The sequence below is a fragment of the Methanobrevibacter sp. genome, from assembly GCF_017409525.1.
Taxonomy (GTDB): Archaea; Methanobacteriota; Methanobacteria; order Methanobacteriales; family Methanobacteriaceae; genus Methanocatella.
In genome coordinates, this window is sequence record NZ_JAFQSO010000004.1 from 54,335 (window position 1) to 71,130 (window position 16,796).

Sequence of the window (16,796 nt, forward strand, 5' to 3'; positions counted from 1 at the left end):
ACAATTATTAAATACTTTTAAAAAATTAAAAAAAATAAAATAAAGATTAAAAACTTTAAAAAGTTAATAATCTTTTAAATTTAGTCATCTCTTTTCATATAACTTGAATTAAACAATAAACTAACTAATACAATACCTATTATAGCATAAACAAGTGTGTACGTTGGTTCTCCATTAGACTTGGCTTTAGGGTTTCCATTAGATTTTCCTCTACCGCTAGTAGCTGTAGCATTGCTTGATTCATTATCGTCAGTTGAATTATCATGTTCAATTATATCAGCATCTACAGCATTAGCTGGAATGTAGCCAGGCCTTGGATTGCAACCAGGTCTCCAATGTTTGTGCTTGTGATGAGGAAAGTGCTTCTTATGATGATGGGAATGATTCCCACTACCATTACTTCCATTTGTCGAATTATTCGTACTGCTAGTAGTTAAATTCTTCATTATTTTATTCTCGTTATCATCAGCATGACTATTTACAATAGATTGTTGTAAATCTTGTTGTAATAACAACAATAATGGAGTCCATATTGCTTTATGATCCGGCAATAAAGTTTCGCTAGACATTCTAGAACCTAGAACGTCATTTAAACTGTCCCAAGATCCTGCGGTTGAAGCTTTGTTTGAAACGTAACCAGAGGAAGTTAAGACCATTAAATTAGGCATATCTTTATAGATCACATTTACGTGTTTAATATATGCATAATCCAAACCATGAGAGTTAGTATCATTAATTACATGACTATGTTCATCTTCAACTCCGTCACCAATTAAAGAGACATGCACTTCATTGGTTGAAGGACAATATTTAAGTAATGCATCAGTAACTTTGTAACCATCAAGACTAATTTCGCCCATGTTTCCATTTACTGCATCCTTTAGAATTTCGGATGTTACATTAGAATTCCAGTCATCTGCTAAACTTGCGAACAAAATTATGTTATCAGCACCAACATATTCCAATAACATTTTCCAATCTGCGAAAGATATTGTTCCAAAATATACCTCTTCATCAGAAATATATCCTGAAGATATTAGAACACGGTCGAATACTGGCTCACTAATTTGACAAATTTCTGACAAATCACCTGCAACTACTTCTAAAACTGCATTATCATTTTCACATTTAAGCAAATTCGCCTGAGGGACTACATAACTACTAAATTCATAACTTTCAGAAGTTTCCATATCACCAGTAACTTCAGATATTAATGAATCACCTATATCCAGGCCAATATATTCATCATGTCGATTTAAATATTGCGTAGCTGAATCAAAAATATTAATTTCATCTAAATTATTTGTTGAATCGATTGCAACTTCATAACTAGAAAAACTATTAGAATTTTTCAAAATAACTTCATTATCTACAACTTTTTCTGTTGAAATTATTTCATCAACATCAAAACCATGACCAATTTCATTGATCATGGACAAATCAAATGACTCTAAACAAACATAAGAATCATCTAAATTACAAGAAACCAATAAATCAGGAGATTTATAAGCAACTTGATTATCGACTAAATCGTAAGATTTTAAACATCCAGCAGAAACGTATGAATCATGGGAATTTGACAATTTATAATTTCCCTTAATAACCAGGAAATCATCCCTATCAGGAGACTGTAAAGATTCATGAGAATTATCACAATCAACTGAATTTGAAGATTCATAGTTTGATAAATCATTATTTTGTGCATTACATGAAGATAAACTTGTATCTAAATCAGCAGAAATAGGACTTTCAGCCACAACTGATGACGTGTCATCAATATTTTCTGCAGAAACTCCACTTATAGTTAACATTAAAAAAATGAAAATTAAAAATGGAGCTAATAGTTTCTTAATATTTTTTTACCCCCACAATTAATATATAAAAATTTATACAGCACTTTTAACTAGTTTTTATCACCACCATAAATATTTATACAGCAACAATATTTTAACAACTAATTATCACTGCCATACAAAAATTTATACACTTATAGTTTGGTGTTCACGGTTAATATATGCTACACATTTTAAACTAAAAATTAAAAAAATTAAAATTTTAGATTTTAGCGAATATGCCCCATATATAAGTAAAATATATAATTATAAACATACATAACATAGAAATGAGGATTTGAATATGAAAGTTGGTAAAGGTATTGTAAAAAAATATTCTAGGGAATATAATAGAACATTAAAAAATGGTGAGAGAAAAAAATACACCACCGAACAAATTCAAATAACAGTGCCTAAACACGAAGATATTTACCAAAACAAAGAAGAAGTTTTAATAATACCGCAATCAGAAATAGAAAATTTCAAAAGTAGAGAGGAAGAAAATCAAGCATTGAAGGTAGCTAATTATTTACATGTAGAGGAAGTGAAAAAATTGGAAAGACAACTAGAAGAAAATTTAAACCCATCTACTTTAGGATTTCAAAGTGAAATTGAAAAATTAAGAGCTGAACTCGCCCAAAAAAATAATGAATTAGCTGAAATGGAAAGCAAATTCAATTCCCTACATGAAGACAATATTAACGATTTGAAAAATGAAAACAATCTGATTAGAGATAAGCACTCCAAATTAATCGTTGAGAATGAAAATCTCAAAACTAAATTCGTTAACATAAAAACCGAAAACGAAAATCTCAAGACTAAATATTCCAGCATAAAAGAAGAAAATAAAAACCTTAAAACAAAATGCACATCCTTAAAGGAGGAACACTCCTCAATTAAAGAGAGTTACAATAAGGTTAGTCGCAAATATGATCAATTAAAACAAGAAAATCTCAATACAAAAACCAGTTATGCTGAAATGTATGAAATTAACGAAGGTCTGGAGAACGATTATGACTCCCTTCGAGTTGAATACAACGATTTAGTTGATAAATACAACGCTTTAGAAGAAGAGCTATATACAATTAAGAATACAAAATCACACGACGAATATATAGCCAATAAAGTCAAAGAATTTATTTTAAAAAGTAGAAACTAAAGAGTTTTATAATCATCCTGAAATTCAGGATTCCATCTTTTTAATCCAGGAATAAACATGGCTGTAATACCAGTTGCTTGGGTTTCCGCCAATCTTGGATTTTTTTCCATCATTTCTTTTGTTTTTCTAACAATCATCTCATTAAGAGTTATATCAGGTTCCGTATATTCTCCATCTTGAAAACAATCTTTACAAAATTCAGGATTAAGACTTCCATCTTTATTTGTTCCATAATCTTCTTTTACAATTGGTCTGCCACAAGAATTACAAAATCCCATAATAAAAACTCCTAAAAAAAATAAGAAAAAAATAAATTAGAAATTAATCTAATTTACTTGTTCGTCTTCATCCATTGCAAGTCTCATATTATCAGGATCTGGGTCGAAATGTTCTAAGAAGTCTTGAGCAGCCCTTCTTACATCTCTAGAACCAATAATATATCTTCCTGCAATGATAATATCTGCACCTTTTTCAATTGCTTCTTCTACGTTGCTAGGTCTAATTCCACCTGCAACAGCGACTAAACCTTTACCGAGAATTTCCTTAATTTCTTTGATGTTACCCCATTCGGTCATGCCGCCGAGGTCTTCACCATGTTCGGCTTTGTATGTCTCTAGATCCACATTTCTGTGTAACAATACGATATCTGGTTTTAAATCATCTGGCAATTGAGATAACTTTTTATCAAAGTCTTTGACATTCATCATATCAAGGATGGAATAGATTCCTTGTTTTTGAGTTTCATGAATAGCTTTCTTGATAGATTCGATAGTACCAAGACCGGAAATAGCTACTGCATCAGCAGTCTCGTCAGCTGCCATTTTAACTTCTACACGACCAACATCTAAAGTTTTTAAATCAGCAATAATGAATGCATCCGGACGTAATTCTCTGATTTTGCCAACAACTCCAACACCGAACTTTTTAACAAGTGGAGTTCCTGCTTCGAGAAGAATTCTTTCATTATCAGGTATATCAGCAATGATTCTTTCCATTGCGTCTAAATTATCTAGGTCAAGTGCAACTTGTAAGTATGGTGGTGACCAAAGTTTTTTGACCTTGAATCCCATAATTGGGTGAGTTCCACGGTCTTTTTCTGCGAGTACTTTGTCAATAGATGGGTATCCGTCCATAGCTCTTCTGATAGCTAATTTTGTTGCACCATAATTATATTGATAAATTTTTCTGAAATCTTTTGCAGATGGATCAATGAATACGCTCGCATTAATAACAATGTCTTCAACTATATCTTTAGGGATGTATCCATCTTCTACTGCATCAGCCACTGCTCTTGCAACAGCAGTTTGTGCAGGTCCAAAAATCTTACTAGCATCATCTAAATCACCAACAGTTACTTTAGGGATAATTAAAGTAGCTGGTTTAGTCATCAAATTAGGTCTAATTACACTTGTCAAAGGAGTGTGGCCTACAGAAAGGTTAGATAAACCATTTGCGAAAGCTTGGCCAACAGGTCCAAATTTATCACCAATTAATAAATCAACGTGTGCTAATTCAGGGCCATCTCCAATAAGAGCTTCTCCTATTCTATACATTGGGTCCATTAAATTTCCTCCGTCATATAATAACATTTTATAATTTATTTTTATTGATAAATATAATTATTGGAAGTTAATCCTTCTTGAAATATCCTTAGGTAAAGGCAATTTTCTGAAAGGTTTTCCTTCACATTTTCCGTTTATCTCTGCAATCAATTCATCAACTGTCATGTCAACCTTTTCGCCAGTTTCACGAACAGTCACTTGGAACTTGCCGGTTTCCATTTCTTTGTCTCCAACGACAAAAATGTATGGAATCCATTCTTTAGCCGCATTTCTAATTTTTTTACCGACACTTTCATCCCTATCATCCACATCGACACGAATATTTGAAGCATTGATTTTTTCATAAACGTCTTCTGCAAATTCCTTATGAGCATCTCCAACAGTGATGATCCTTGCTTGAATAGGACTTAACCAAGTCGGCAGCATTGGAGCTTTTTCATTAATTTCCAATGCAGTTTTTTCAAGCATGGCACATAAAACCCTTTCAATACTTCCAGTTGGGGAAGTATGTAAAATTGTTGGGTTGTGCTGCTCGCCGTCTTCACCTAGGTAAGTAATGCCAAATCTTTTACCACTTTCAACATCAATCTGAACAGTTGGGTTTTCAATTGGACGACCTAAAGCATCAATATTTGCTAAATCGATTTTGCATACCCAATAATGGTGTCTTTCAGGTAAAATTTCTAAAAGAATAGGCTTATTGAATTTACGAGCAATTTCATACATCCATTCTTCATTATCATCAAAGAAGTCCTGAGTGGCTCTGAAAATTACTTCAAAGTCCAAGTCTAAATCCTTACCGGTTTGCATACACATGTCAGTTTGGTTAGAGAATTCTTCTAAAGAAGAAGGAACATCAGCACAGAAAGAGTGACAATCAGGCATGGTGAATGCTCTTAATCTTTTAAGACCTACAACTTCACCTTTTTTCTCGAATCTAAAACTGTATGTGGATAATTCATAAATCTTAGCAGGCAAGTTTTTCCAAGTCAAGTAAGAATCGGCCATTACTCTGAATGCTCCAAAACAGCATGCGAATCTAAGCATCAAATTCTTTTTGGTGTCTGTCCTGTATTGTCTTTCTCCAAACTTGTATGCATGCTGATAAATTGCTTCATTATCCAAGTCGTAAAAGATTGGAGTTTCAACAGGCATGGCTCCACGGTCTACAGTTAAGTTGTAAACATAATCTGCCATTAAGTCACGAATTAAACGTCCTTTAGGATACCATCTGAGATTTCCAACATCGGATGCCGGTTCATAATCACAAATTTCCTTTTCTCTCATTATCTTGACATGAGGAGGTTCGCCTTCATCAGATGCCCCCTGTCCAAGCTCATAATCAACAAGTTGTTTGAAAGCCCTATTTTCAAATTCAAAGTCTTCAATTTGTGTGATTTTATCTCCTTCAAGAATTTGCCAGACTGAAGGTTTTCTTTCAGCTTTAGCTTCTTGCTTTTCAGCAGTAATGGTTCTTGAAAGTTCACTTAATGGGTGTCCTTTGCATGACATCTCAAATGCCTTATACCATCCAAAAGGTACTCTCTTAACATTTAACTCTTCAGCAAGCAAAGCTTCTTCGGCAGCTTTTAAAATTTGTACAGCTACTTTTGGAGAGCTTAATGATGAAGATAAGTGAGCATATGGATATAATACAATATTTTCAGCTTTAACTTGATCATTAGCTTTTTTAACTTCACTAACTAAATTTTCAACAATACCTTCTGGATTATTTTCATCATCTTTTTCAACAGCTGTAAATACAACTAAAGAATCGTCAAAGGCGCCTTCTTTTTTAGCATCCTCTATTTCTTCAGCTACAGGTGTTTTATTCTTTACATTATAATTTAAATAATCAGAATGAATTAGTAAAATTCTCATTTAACCACCATATATTATGATTTAAATTTTAGTTTTAATATTATATAAAAATAGCTAATGTTAAATTTAATATAAATTAATTACAAAGTATTAATCATGAGAATCATTTTAGCAGGAACTGGCAGTGCGGTTGGAAAAACAACAATTGCAACTGGAATAATGAAAGCACTAAGTGAAAAATATAATGTACAGCCATTTAAAGTAGGACCGGATTACATTGATCCTTCCTATCATACATTAGCCACTGGAAATACATCAAGAAACCTAGATTCCTTTTTTATGCAGAAAGGCCAAGTTAGAGATTCATTTCTTAAGGGCATGAAAGGCAAAGACATCGCTGTGATTGAAGGTGTCAGGGGCCTTTATGAGGGAATCGACTCAATCAATGACATTGGAAGTACCGCATCTGTAGCAAAATCTCTAAATGCTCCTGTTATTTTAATTATCAATTCTCGAAGTTTAGTAAAAAGTGCCGCCGCTCTTGTCTTGGGTTTTAAGGCCCTCGACCCAGAAGTAAATATTGCTGGCGTTATTTTAAATAAAGTTAAAAATAAGGCCCATTATGAAAAAACCAAGAAATCCATAGAAGAACTCACAAAAACTGAAGTTATTGGCGGAATAAATCGTGACGACAATATCTCAATAGAACAAAGACATTTAGGTCTAGTTCCAGCAGTTGAAAGGGAAAATTCCTTAAAATTTATTGATATTTGGTCTGAAGTTATAAAAAATTCAATCGATTTGGACAGATTAATCGAAATTGCAAAATCTGCACCTAAAATAACCTCAGATATCGTTCCAATCTGGAATAAATTAAATAAGCAACCTGTCAAAATCGGAGTGGCATTTGATGAAGTATTTAATTTTTATTATAAAGAGAATATTGAATCGCTAGAGGCAAACAATGCTAAAATAGAATATTTCTCACCTTTAAAAGATGAAGAGTTGCCCGATGTTGACGGATTATATATTGGCGGAGGATATCCTGAACTTTTCTCAAAGCAACTGTCAGAAAACGAGAAAATGCTTAAAGATATTAAGCAGTTCCACTTAGAAAATAGAGCCATCTTTGCCGAATGTGGCGGTTTAATGTATCTTATGAATTCCATCCATGACGATGCAATGGTTAATGTATATCCTTACAAATCAATTTTAACAGATAGGGTTCAGGCATTGAAATATACAATTGCAGAAGTTACACAGGACAATATAATCTCTAAAAAAGGCGAAAAATTCCACGGCCATGAATTCCATTACTCTAAAGTAATCGTTGATTCAAGCAGCATAAAACATGACCTGGCATTCAATATCCTAAGAGGCAAGGGATCCTACAACAACAAAGATGGATTTATGGAAAAGAACACACTTGCAAGCTATGTCCACACCCATGTAGCTGCAATGCCAAACTTTGGTGGAAATATGGCCATTTCATCTCTGGAACTTGGAGAATGAATTAAAAAAAGAATTAGATGTTGGCGTGAATCTATAATCTAAACACACTTTATTGGGATAGAAACCGAACCAACATTAAAATTTAAATTATATTAATTTAAACGAAAATTAATATAATCAGAATAACTAATGAAATGAAGAAAACAAATGTTCCTTTTACTATGAAATCACTATTTCTAACTGTGTACAATGATAGACCATAAGACAATAGCAATGCGACAATCATCTCAATTAGTCCACAAATGCCTGCATCCACACCTAATAAATTGCCAAATATAAATGCAAGCAGATAAGAAATAATTACAACCATGATAATCAGAGCAATTGGATTTTCAATTAGTCTGAACAATAATGAGTCATAATCTAAGCGTCGGCTTGGAGAATTATAGTTGTATAAATTTGTCTGAGACAAGCCACTGCCTCTTGAAGATTTATTTCTATTTAAAAAAGATAATACGGAACTGGATCTAGGTTCATCAATCTGCCTATATAAGGTGTTCTTGTAAACATTCGGATTTGCATCCCTTCTCTGCATAAAATATTCCATATCTGAAGCGTCATATTCGTATTCCGGATATTCTTCTTCAATATAGGCTGATGCTCCACCATCATAAGGAGTGTTATCTAAAGTAGTTTGAGAAGTCTTGTCCTGATAACGTTTGGCAAGCTCAAGTAAATCATCCCTGTCAACTAGTTTAATGTTTTTCCTAAGCGCATAATTTTTTGCCTGATTAGAAAAATAAGATGAAGACACAATTGTTACCTTAGATGCTTTTATGCTTTGTTGAACATCTTCCATTTCTTTTAAAACATCAACACCAATTTCAAAGTCCTTATCATAATTTTTACAGGCTACAACAACTCCAAAGTCCCCTATTGTTGTCGGTAATATAGCATATATATCAATGACTTTCTGAGAGGTTTTAAAATTTTTGTAAACTTTGAAACCAGAGTCCTCCATTACCTTTGCTATAAAATTTATCAATTGTGGTTTTTCCAAGCTTCCACCCATGTGTGTTTTTTCATCAAAAATTAATAATATATTTTATAAATGAAATTATTATTAAAGTTTTTTATAATATCCAATAAACCTAAAATTATTTAAAAAAAGAGCTGCCTTAATAAATATATGAAAGCGTTAATAAGTAATGATGATGGAATAACCGCCTCAGGAATATTGGCTGCAAAAAAAGCGGTCGATAAATTATGTGATACATATGTTGTTGCCCCTGAACTGCAACAAAGCGGAATTGGGCATGCATTAACATTATACGAACCGTTAAGAGTTAATCCTTGTACACTAAGAGATGGAAGTAAAGGATATGGAGTGAGTGGAACCCCAACTGATGCCGTGACAATCGGGCTATTTGAAATACTTGACGAAAAACCAGATTTAATGATTTCAGGAATTAACACCGGTTATAATTTAGGACAAGCAGAATTAACTACATCAGGAACTCTTGGAGCCGCTATTGAAGCTGCAAGTTTTGGCATTCCCACAATTGCAATTTCTCAAGAAGTAACAAGAGACGACATCAAATTCGAAAACGGGCACGTGCAAATTGACTTTGATTTTGCAGGAATGATGCTTAAAAAATTATCTAAAATAATATTGAAAAAAGGTTTACCTGAAGGAATTGACTTATTAAATGTAAATATTCCAGCGAACCCTATTGATGAAGAATTTGAAGTTGTAAAACTTGGAAAACGAATGTATACTCCAGTAATTGATAAACGAATGGACCCCCGTGGAAAACCATATTACTGGATTGGCGGTGAACCATACGAATTCGATGAGCCTGGAAGTGATGGTTATGAATTACGTAGATCTCAAAAAACTACAATAACACCACTTAAAATTGATTTAACTAGTGATATGAGTCTATTAAAAGAATGGTTAGGATAAATTTAAATCTCTAAGTATTTTATCCCTTTCTTCATAAAGCTCATTTAAAATTTTCTCATCGGTACATCCATCTTTTTTTAGTTGAGCTATTGTACGAGTAATAGCTTCTAAACTACTTTCTAATTGATTAATTGCCATAATATTATTTTGAACATTAAAGTATTTAAAGTTGAAACATCAATATTAAAATAGAAAATTCAAGGATTTGAAAAAATGAGTTTTGAAAAAGATAATGTGAACAAACTTTTTGCACAATTTAAAAACAAGTATGTTAGTGTTGATTTAAGGGATAATAATAGAAGCGAAGGAAAAGTCGTTGCTATTGATAATTATCTAAATCTAGTCCTTGAAAATGAAAACGGATTGGAAACCATTAAAGGCGGAAATGTTGTATTTGTTAGCCTAAAAGAAGATAAATAGAAGTTTAGATATCCACTTCTATACCTAAAATCTCTTTTTTACCATTGTAAACGTCCATCGCTATTTGAGCTGCACCGATAGCTCCAGATTCTTTTGAAATAACCTTCAAATCATATTTATTTTTGAAATATTTATTAATTTCATGTTCAAAATTAAATGGTTCGGTTGCAGATCCAATGGAACCTGTCAAAACTATGCCTTCAATTTCATTTTCACATACAACAGCAAGCCCTGCTATTTCCATGGCTACAGTCATTATTAAAGTGTCGATAGCTAATTTTGCTTTTTCATCACCATTTTTATAGTTTTCCAAAAGCTGATTTTTCATATTAGCTACCTTTCCATCAATTTCAGCTATCTTTATTGCACCCGCATGTGAAAAACATCCGTTTGCTGAAGCGTTATTTTCATCGATATCCCTAATCATTTCTAAATCTAAAGGTCCATGAACAACACCCATCGCTCCAACACACGCATCCATAGCACCTTTGATTTTTCCATCCTCTATTAGAATATCCACGCTATTTGATGAAATATCTGCTACAATAAAATTAGACCATCCGGTTTCCTTAACTGCATTATAGGAAATACTTACTTTTTCAGGGCTTGCTTGATGAGAATAAGCTGCCCTGAATAATTCATTTAAAGATGTAGAATCCTTATGAAGGCCAGGAATCATTACAGAATCTATATCAAGTTGTTCCAGTTGTGAGAAAACTGATGTTCCGCCACCAGTGACCTTACCGGCACCATTAATAGATAGAATTCCCCTATCCTCAACCTTATCGGTCGGTAGGATTTTATTTATGCCATCGCCCATAGCATAGGTAATAGCCATCATTTTTATAGAGTCTAAATCTACACGTTTTTCCAGTTCTTCAGTTGCAGAAACCAAACCCTGTTTACTCTCTTCCCTTCCTATCTTAAAAACATCAAGAACTTTACCTTCATCAGACATTATGCAAAAAGAGATTCCAGTAGTTCCATGGTCCATGCCAATAAATACCACAATTACCACACTATAAAAAAATTTTAATAAAAAAAGTAAAAAAAAGGATTAAAAAGATTTAATCATCTTCTTGTAATCCACAAGCTTTTCTAAGTCTTTCACCAACAATTTCGATGTCTTTTTGACTTTCGGCTGCTCTCATTTCTTTTAGATTAGCGCCATCAGTAGCGTTTTCTTCAGCCCATTGTTTTTTGAAAGTACCATCTTGGATTTCTTTTAAAACTGCTTTCATACCGTCTTTTGCTTCTTGAGTAATGATTCTATTACCTCTAGTCAAACCACCATATTCAGCAGTGTTACTTACATCTGTCCACATTCCAGCGAAACCTTTTTCATAGATTAAATCCACAATGAGTTTTACTTCATGACAGGTTTCAAAGTAAGCGATTTCCGGTTGGTATCCTGCTTCAACTAAAGTGGTGAATCCAGCATTGATTAATTCAGTGATACCTCCGCATAAAACTGTTTGTTCGCCGAATAAGTCAGTTTCAGTTTCTTCTTGGAAAGTAGTTTCTAAAACACCGGCTTTTGTTAGTCCGCAAGCTTTTGCCATGCCTAATGCTAGTTGCATTGCATCGCCTGTTGCATCTTGTTTTACTGCAACTAAACCTGGAATACCGAATCCTTCTTCATAGGTTCTTCTTACCATGGATCCAGGACCTTTAGGTGCAAACATTACAACGTTTACATCTTCATCTGGTTTAATTAATTCAAAGTGAATGTTATAACCATGAGAGAAAGAGATAGTATTTCCGGATTCAACATAAGGTGCAATTTGTTCGTTGTATACTCTTTCTTGAATCTCATCAGGAAGTAAAATGTGAATAATGTCGGCTTCCTTTGCAGCATCTTCAATGGTTTTTACAGTCATTCCATCTTCTTGAACCAAGTTCCAAGAGCTGCCGTTTTCTCTTACACCAACAATAACATTAGCTCCACTGTCAGCCATGTTTCTAGATTGTGCTCTACCTTGAGAACCATAACCAATTACCGCAATGGTTTTTCCTTCAAGAGCATCTGTATTTACATCTGCATCGTAATACATTTTCATTTAAAATCATCCCTTTAATTTAATAAAAGTTAAGATACAAATAAAATATCTTACTTAATAAATATAATTTTTAATATTAATAAAATTGACTAAAAAAAATAAAAAAATAATTGATGATTAGTAACCATCAACTAAAACTTTCAACTCACCAGTTACAATATCAATTATAAGACCATGAACCGGTACGTCTGGAATTAATGGGTGGTTTTTGATTTTATCCACAACATTTTTGACATTTTCTTCTTCATCTTCGAACCCGCCAATCCACTCTGCCAAATCATATTTAGCAATGTCTTCTTCTGCAATGCCTCTTGCAATCATTTTTTCTTTTAAAGCTTCAGCATCTGCACCAGCCATACCACATTCTGTGTGTCCTACAACTAAAACTTCTTCACAACCTAAATTGTATAAAGCTGCACCAATTGACCTGATTGCATCTTCACCAACAATTGAGTTTCCTGCATTTCTGACGATTTTTGCATCTCCTCTTTCAAGGCCTAATGCAGGTTCAAAGAAATCAATCAATCTACAGTCCATACAAGTCAAAATAGCTAATTTTTTAGCTGCATGGTGAGACATTTCTTCGCCTTCAAAGTTTTCTACAAATTTCTTATTGTCTTCTAAAACATTTTCTAATATAGTCATTTTATACTCCCCCTTGCCATGGCTGTTAGTCCAGTGCGTGAGATCTTTTTAATTCCATAACCTTTTAATAAAGATATAAATGCATTAACCTTCTTTTTATCTCCAGTAATCTCAATTAATAATGTTTCTTCTGTTACATCAACAATTTTTGCCCTGAAAATATTAGAATATTGCATTATTTCAGCTCTTGCTTCTGCATTAGGAATATTGACTTTAACAAGACATAATTCCCTTTTAACAGAATTTTTAGTGATATCTTTAATCTTGACTACGTCAACTAATTTATTTAGTTGCTTTGTTACTTGCTCCAAACCTTTCTGATCGGCATGTACTGAAATAACCATACGAGATAGGCCATCTACTTCTGATTGTCCTACAGTAATACTATCGATGTTGAAACCTCTCCTATTGAATAATCCAGCAACTTTCTGTAAAACCCCTGGCTTATCTTCGACTAATGTAGAAATAATATGGTAATCCAAATCCATTAAATCACATCCCTTTCCAACTTATATTCACCAATCATCCCATTAATTCCGGCTCCTGGCGGAAGCATAGGTAGAGTTTCTTCGGAATCAATCACAACATTTAATAAAATTGATTCATTGTCCTTAATTGCTGAAGCTAAGGCCTCCTTAGTTTCACCAGGTTTAGTAATTCTAGCTGCATTAATTCCAAAACTTTCAGCTAATTTAACAAAATCAGGACTATCTTTAAATTCAGTTTCGGAGTGCCTTCCACCATATAATAATGTTTGCCATTGATATACCATTCCCAAAGTTCTATTCTCTAAAACTACTGCAATAATAGGTATGTCATAATCATAAATGGTCGCAAGTTCTTGACAAACCATTAAAAATCCACCATCACCATTAATAGATACAACAGGGTCATCAGGACAGGCAACTTTAGCGCCGATAGCAGATGGGAATCCGAATCCCATAGTTCCAAGTCCCCCTGAAGATATAAATTTGCGTGGTTTTTGAGTATCATAGAAATGTGCTGCCCACATTTGATTTTGACCTACATCAGTTGTTAATATTGATTCGGGAGTCAAGACTTCTGAAATCTCCTTAATAACTGTTTGTGGTTTTAATGGAACATCATCATAAGTGACACGAGGCATTAACTCTTGCTTTTTCTGCTTAATCATGTCAGCCCATGACTTCACGTCATCAGAAATTTCATGACCTTTCAAAGTTTTATTTAAAGAAGATAAAACATTTTTGGCATCTCCAACAATTGGCAGATCCACATCTACATTTTTACCAATTTCCGCCGGGTCTATATCAATATGAATAACTTTTGTATCCGGAACAAAACTATCTATCCTACCAGTTGTTCTATCTGAAAACCTTATGCCGACAGCTATTAATAAATCAGATTCATTAATGTAGTCATTAGAAACCTTTCTACCATGCATGCCAAGCATTCCTAATGCTAAATCACTAGTCTCATCAATAGCACCCTTACCTAGAAGTGAAGTCATAACAGGAGCATCAATAGTTTCTGAAAGCTTTTTCAATTCGCAGCAAGCGTTAGATATAATAACACCTGCTCCTGCCAATATTACAGGCCTTTTAGCTTCTTTAATTAAATCACGAGCTTTTTTAATCTGTCTAATATTTCCCTTAACATTTGGGTTATAACCAGGAGTGCTAATTAAAGAATCATCGAATTCTGTAAGCTCTCCTTCCTGAACCTCTTTTGGAACATCAATTAATACTGGACCTGGCCTTCCACTGGAAGCTATCTCAAAAGAAGATTTAACCATTGAAGGTATTAAATCCGGATTTTTAGGTTGGAAACTATGTTTTGTAATAGGCATTGTAATTCCAATAATGTCCGCTTCTTGGAATGCGTCATTTCCAATTAAATGAGTAGGAACTTGTCCAGTAATAGCTACAATTGGAGAAGAGTCCATATATGCAGTCGCTATACCAGTGACTAAATTGGTTGCTCCAGGACCTGAAGTTGCCAAGCACACCCCCACACGACCAGAAGCTCTTGCATATCCGTCAGCTGCATGAGCTGCGCATTGTTCGTGTCTAACTAATATATGATTCATGTCTGCATCATATAACATGTCATAGAAGGGTATGGTTTGTCCGCCAGGATAACCAAATATTGTCTTTACCCCCATATTTTTGAGGGATTCTATTATCGCTTCTCCACCTCTCATTTTAAAAACCTTTTTTATATATTATACAATAACTTTTGAATAAAAAAATATATATAATTATCTTAAAAATATTTACATGATAGTAAGTTGTGCTGATAATATGAATCTTACAAAATACCTATGCCATCGAATTCCAGAAAGAAGTTTCTTTATCAAAGGCCATCAATTTCCAGTATGCGCCAGATGTACAGGATTCTATACTGGTTTAACCGTTTATTTAATCTGGAACCATATTTATGGACACAACTATGATTTAAACACACTAATTATATCCATTATTCTTATGATACCTGTAGCTATCGACGGTTTAACACAATACTTCGGTCCAAGAGAAAGCACAAATCCATTAAGGTTTATTACAGGATTTGTAGGTGGAATCGGTTTAATAATATTTCTAAAAATAACAATAAGGTGGAGTCTTAATGTTTTGTTACAAATGTGGTGAAGAAAATCCGGATGAAGCTAAATTCTGTAAAAACTGTGGAGCCTTATTAAAAAAAGAAGAAACAGTTAAAAAAGCGGAATATATTGAAACACCGCCAATCAATCAACATGCAAACAATAATTATCAGAATACGCAAACTAAAACAACAACTACACCTAAAAAGAATGGCAGTGGTGAATGGATAGCCTGCTGTATTTGCCTATTTGCAATTTTTATAATATTTGCAATAGTTGGATTACATTAGGTAATAATACAAGACAGCCTTTTGGGCATGCATTCTGTTTTCGGCCTCATCATAAACTACAGATTGTGGCCCGTCAATAATATCCCCAGTCACTTCTTGGCCCCTAATTGCAGGCAAGCAGTGCATGAAAATAGCTCCATCATTTGCCAAACCCATCAAATCACTGTTAACTTGGAAAGGAGATAAGTCAAGTTCTCTTTGTTTTGCTTCAGCTTCATCTCCCATGCTTACCCAAACGTCGGTGTATACCACATCAACATTTTCGAGGGCAACGCCAATATCATCACTAACAGTAATTTCTGTGTTATTTTCACTGGCAAACTCCAAAGCAGTTTTTAGGATATCTTCATTAGGCTCATAACCTTTAGGACAAGCAACAGACATGTCCATTCCTAAAAGCGGAGCAATTAATAAAAGGGAATTACACACATTATTTCCATCACCAACAAAGCAGATTTTTTTACCTTCCAAATCACCCAAATGTTCTTTGATTGTTAACATGTCAGCCAATGCTTGACAAGGGTGTTCTAAATTGGTTAACCCGCTTATGACTGGCACGTCGGAATATTTGGCTAGTTCAATAACATCCTCATGTTCAATAGCACGAATCATTATTCCATCAACGAAACGGCTTAAGACCTTGGCAGTATCTGAAATTGGTTCCCCTCTTCCCATCTGCAAGTCATTAGATGACAAGAAGATTGCTCTTCCGCCTAACTGATACATTCCAACATCAAAAGAAACTCTAGTTCTTGTGGAAGACTTTTGGAAAATCATTGCTAATGTTTTACCTTCAAGAGGCCTGTCTTCCATCTCCCCTGCTTTAATTTTACTAGCCAAATCAAGAATATGTTTTACATCCTCTTTAATATCACAAATAGATAATAAACTATCCATCTAAAATTCCCCTTTAAATATTATAAAAAAGAATATTTGTAAAAGATATATATTAAAGGTTTCTATAACTCATCAACACTTCAGAAGTGTATTTTTTGATTTTGATTACTG

Annotated in this window: 18 protein-coding genes; 6 read left to right on the top strand and 12 right to left on the bottom strand. The window is 33.7% G+C overall.

Going from position 1 to position 16,796, the window contains the following annotated elements; genetic code table 11:
- Positions 1-80 precede the first annotated feature (80 nt).
- Positions 81-1,811 (bottom strand): hypothetical protein, encoded by a 1,731-nt coding sequence (locus IJE64_RS01885; protein WP_292781216.1) that lies wholly within the window; start codon positions 1,809-1,811, stop codon positions 81-83.
- Between the two features lie 325 nt (positions 1,812-2,136).
- On the opposite strand from IJE64_RS01885, the gene IJE64_RS01890 reads away from it, so the two are divergent.
- Positions 2,137-2,991, top strand: coding sequence for a phosphoserine phosphatase (locus IJE64_RS01890; RefSeq protein WP_292781219.1), 855 nt, complete (start codon positions 2,137-2,139; stop codon positions 2,989-2,991).
- Here IJE64_RS01890 and IJE64_RS01895 read toward each other — a convergent pair.
- The 3 genes from IJE64_RS01895 to IJE64_RS01905 form a co-directional block, all read right to left on the bottom strand.
- The gene (locus IJE64_RS01895; RefSeq protein WP_292781222.1) at positions 2,988-3,269 is read right to left on the bottom strand and encodes a zinc ribbon domain-containing protein; all 282 of its coding nucleotides are present in this window, start codon (positions 3,267-3,269) and stop codon (positions 2,988-2,990) included. The two genes, IJE64_RS01890 and IJE64_RS01895, sit on opposite strands and share 4 nt — an antisense overlap.
- A gap of 48 nt (positions 3,270-3,317) precedes the next feature.
- Positions 3,318-4,544: a bifunctional 5,6,7,8-tetrahydromethanopterin hydro-lyase/3-hexulose-6-phosphate synthase gene (locus tag IJE64_RS01900; RefSeq protein ID WP_292781633.1), complete on the bottom strand. Its 1,227-nt coding sequence runs from the start codon at positions 4,542-4,544 to the stop codon at positions 3,318-3,320.
- A gap of 66 nt (positions 4,545-4,610) precedes the next feature.
- Positions 4,611-6,434, bottom strand: a complete 1,824-nt coding sequence (locus IJE64_RS01905; protein ID WP_292781225.1) for a threonine--tRNA ligase — start codon at positions 6,432-6,434, stop codon at positions 4,611-4,613.
- A 96-nt stretch (positions 6,435-6,530) separates the two neighbouring features.
- On the opposite strand from IJE64_RS01905, the gene cfbB reads away from it, so the two are divergent.
- On the top strand, positions 6,531-7,886 hold the full coding sequence (cfbB, locus tag IJE64_RS01910) for a Ni-sirohydrochlorin a,c-diamide synthase (protein ID WP_292781227.1): 1,356 nt from the start codon (positions 6,531-6,533) through the stop codon (positions 7,884-7,886).
- Between the two features lie 97 nt (positions 7,887-7,983).
- Here the strand turns inward: cfbB and IJE64_RS01915 are convergent, their stop codons facing one another.
- Positions 7,984-8,886: a restriction endonuclease gene (locus tag IJE64_RS01915; RefSeq protein ID WP_292781230.1), complete on the bottom strand. Its 903-nt coding sequence runs from the start codon at positions 8,884-8,886 to the stop codon at positions 7,984-7,986.
- Positions 8,887-9,015: 129 nt separating this feature from the next.
- On the opposite strand from IJE64_RS01915, the gene surE reads away from it, so the two are divergent.
- Entirely contained in the window at positions 9,016-9,792 is a 777-nt protein-coding gene (surE, locus tag IJE64_RS01920) for a 5'/3'-nucleotidase SurE (RefSeq protein ID WP_292781234.1), read from the top strand.
- On the opposite strand, the gene IJE64_RS01925 is transcribed toward surE, so the two are convergent.
- Positions 9,784-9,930: a hypothetical protein gene (locus IJE64_RS01925; protein ID WP_292781236.1), complete on the bottom strand. Its 147-nt coding sequence runs from the start codon at positions 9,928-9,930 to the stop codon at positions 9,784-9,786. The two genes, surE and IJE64_RS01925, sit on opposite strands and share 9 nt — an antisense overlap.
- Positions 9,931-10,005: 75 nt before the next feature.
- On the opposite strand from IJE64_RS01925, the gene IJE64_RS01930 reads away from it, so the two are divergent.
- Positions 10,006-10,212 (top strand): LSM domain-containing protein, encoded by a 207-nt coding sequence (locus tag IJE64_RS01930; RefSeq protein WP_292781238.1) that lies wholly within the window; start codon positions 10,006-10,008, stop codon positions 10,210-10,212.
- Between the two features lie 4 nt (positions 10,213-10,216).
- Here the strand turns inward: IJE64_RS01930 and IJE64_RS01935 are convergent, their stop codons facing one another.
- The 5 genes from IJE64_RS01935 to IJE64_RS01955 form a co-directional block, all read right to left on the bottom strand.
- Positions 10,217-11,221 (bottom strand): methanogenesis marker 12 protein, encoded by a 1,005-nt coding sequence (locus tag IJE64_RS01935; protein WP_292781241.1) that lies wholly within the window; start codon positions 11,219-11,221, stop codon positions 10,217-10,219.
- A 58-nt stretch (positions 11,222-11,279) separates the two neighbouring features.
- The gene (gene ilvC / locus IJE64_RS01940; RefSeq protein WP_292781243.1) at positions 11,280-12,272 is read right to left on the bottom strand and encodes a ketol-acid reductoisomerase; all 993 of its coding nucleotides are present in this window, start codon (positions 12,270-12,272) and stop codon (positions 11,280-11,282) included.
- Positions 12,273-12,389: 117 nt separating this feature from the next.
- Positions 12,390-12,917, bottom strand: a complete 528-nt coding sequence (locus IJE64_RS01945; protein ID WP_292781246.1) for a carbonic anhydrase — start codon at positions 12,915-12,917, stop codon at positions 12,390-12,392.
- Positions 12,914-13,405, bottom strand: coding sequence for an acetolactate synthase small subunit (ilvN, locus tag IJE64_RS01950; protein ID WP_292781249.1), 492 nt, complete (start codon positions 13,403-13,405; stop codon positions 12,914-12,916). The genes IJE64_RS01945 and ilvN overlap by 4 nt, the downstream gene beginning before the upstream one ends.
- Positions 13,405-15,099 carry an acetolactate synthase large subunit gene (locus tag IJE64_RS01955; protein ID WP_292781251.1) on the bottom strand — a complete coding sequence of 565 codons (1,695 nt, stop codon included), beginning with the start codon at positions 15,097-15,099 and terminating at the stop codon, positions 13,405-13,407. Before IJE64_RS01955 ends, ilvN begins: the two co-directional genes overlap by 1 nt.
- Before the next feature lie 100 nt (positions 15,100-15,199).
- On the opposite strand from IJE64_RS01955, the gene IJE64_RS01960 reads away from it, so the two are divergent.
- Together IJE64_RS01960 and IJE64_RS01965 are read left to right on the top strand one after the other, a co-directional pair.
- Positions 15,200-15,544 carry a DUF2085 domain-containing protein gene (locus IJE64_RS01960; protein WP_292781254.1) on the top strand — a complete coding sequence of 115 codons (345 nt, stop codon included), beginning with the start codon at positions 15,200-15,202 and terminating at the stop codon, positions 15,542-15,544.
- Positions 15,522-15,788 carry a zinc ribbon domain-containing protein gene (locus tag IJE64_RS01965; protein WP_292781257.1) on the top strand — a complete coding sequence of 89 codons (267 nt, stop codon included), beginning with the start codon at positions 15,522-15,524 and terminating at the stop codon, positions 15,786-15,788. The genes IJE64_RS01960 and IJE64_RS01965 overlap by 23 nt, the downstream gene beginning before the upstream one ends.
- On the opposite strand, the gene argF is transcribed toward IJE64_RS01965, so the two are convergent.
- On the bottom strand, positions 15,780-16,685 hold the full coding sequence (gene argF / locus IJE64_RS01970; RefSeq protein ID WP_292781260.1) for an ornithine carbamoyltransferase: 906 nt from the start codon (positions 16,683-16,685) through the stop codon (positions 15,780-15,782). The genes IJE64_RS01965 and argF overlap by 9 nt on opposite strands.
- Between the last annotated feature and the right edge of the window lie 111 nt (positions 16,686-16,796).

What these genes read in the sequence shown, in the direction of transcription:
- ilvC (WP_292781243.1), bottom strand. Translation starts at nt 12,272, where the DNA reads ATGAAAATGTATTACGATGCAGATGTAAATACAGATGCTCTTGAAGGA.
- IJE64_RS01945 (WP_292781246.1), bottom strand. Translation starts at nt 12,917, where the DNA reads ATGACTATATTAGAAAATGTTTTAGAAGACAATAAGAAATTTGTAGAA.
- IJE64_RS01895 (WP_292781222.1), bottom strand. Translation starts at nt 3,269, where the DNA reads ATGGGATTTTGTAATTCTTGTGGCAGACCAATTGTAAAAGAAGATTAT.
- IJE64_RS01965 (WP_292781257.1), top strand. Translation starts at nt 15,522, where the DNA reads ATGTTTTGTTACAAATGTGGTGAAGAAAATCCGGATGAAGCTAAATTC.
- cfbB (WP_292781227.1), top strand. Translation starts at nt 6,531, where the DNA reads ATGAGAATCATTTTAGCAGGAACTGGCAGTGCGGTTGGAAAAACAACA.
- IJE64_RS01905 (WP_292781225.1), bottom strand. Translation starts at nt 6,434, where the DNA reads ATGAGAATTTTACTAATTCATTCTGATTATTTAAATTATAATGTAAAG.
- IJE64_RS01930 (WP_292781238.1), top strand. Translation starts at nt 10,006, where the DNA reads ATGAGTTTTGAAAAAGATAATGTGAACAAACTTTTTGCACAATTTAAA.
- IJE64_RS01955 (WP_292781251.1), bottom strand. Translation starts at nt 15,099, where the DNA reads ATGAGAGGTGGAGAAGCGATAATAGAATCCCTCAAAAATATGGGGGTA.
- ilvN (WP_292781249.1), bottom strand. Translation starts at nt 13,405, where the DNA reads ATGGATTTGGATTACCATATTATTTCTACATTAGTCGAAGATAAGCCA.
- IJE64_RS01890 (WP_292781219.1), top strand. Translation starts at nt 2,137, where the DNA reads ATGAAAGTTGGTAAAGGTATTGTAAAAAAATATTCTAGGGAATATAAT.
- IJE64_RS01960 (WP_292781254.1), top strand. Translation starts at nt 15,200, where the DNA reads ATGAATCTTACAAAATACCTATGCCATCGAATTCCAGAAAGAAGTTTC.
- IJE64_RS01900 (WP_292781633.1), bottom strand. Translation starts at nt 4,544, where the DNA reads ATGTATAGAATAGGAGAAGCTCTTATTGGAGATGGCCCTGAATTAGCA.
- IJE64_RS01925 (WP_292781236.1), bottom strand. Translation starts at nt 9,930, where the DNA reads ATGGCAATTAATCAATTAGAAAGTAGTTTAGAAGCTATTACTCGTACA.
- IJE64_RS01885 (WP_292781216.1), bottom strand. Translation starts at nt 1,811, where the DNA reads ATGTTAACTATAAGTGGAGTTTCTGCAGAAAATATTGATGACACGTCA.
- argF (WP_292781260.1), bottom strand. Translation starts at nt 16,685, where the DNA reads ATGGATAGTTTATTATCTATTTGTGATATTAAAGAGGATGTAAAACAT.
- surE (WP_292781234.1), top strand. Translation starts at nt 9,016, where the DNA reads ATGAAAGCGTTAATAAGTAATGATGATGGAATAACCGCCTCAGGAATA.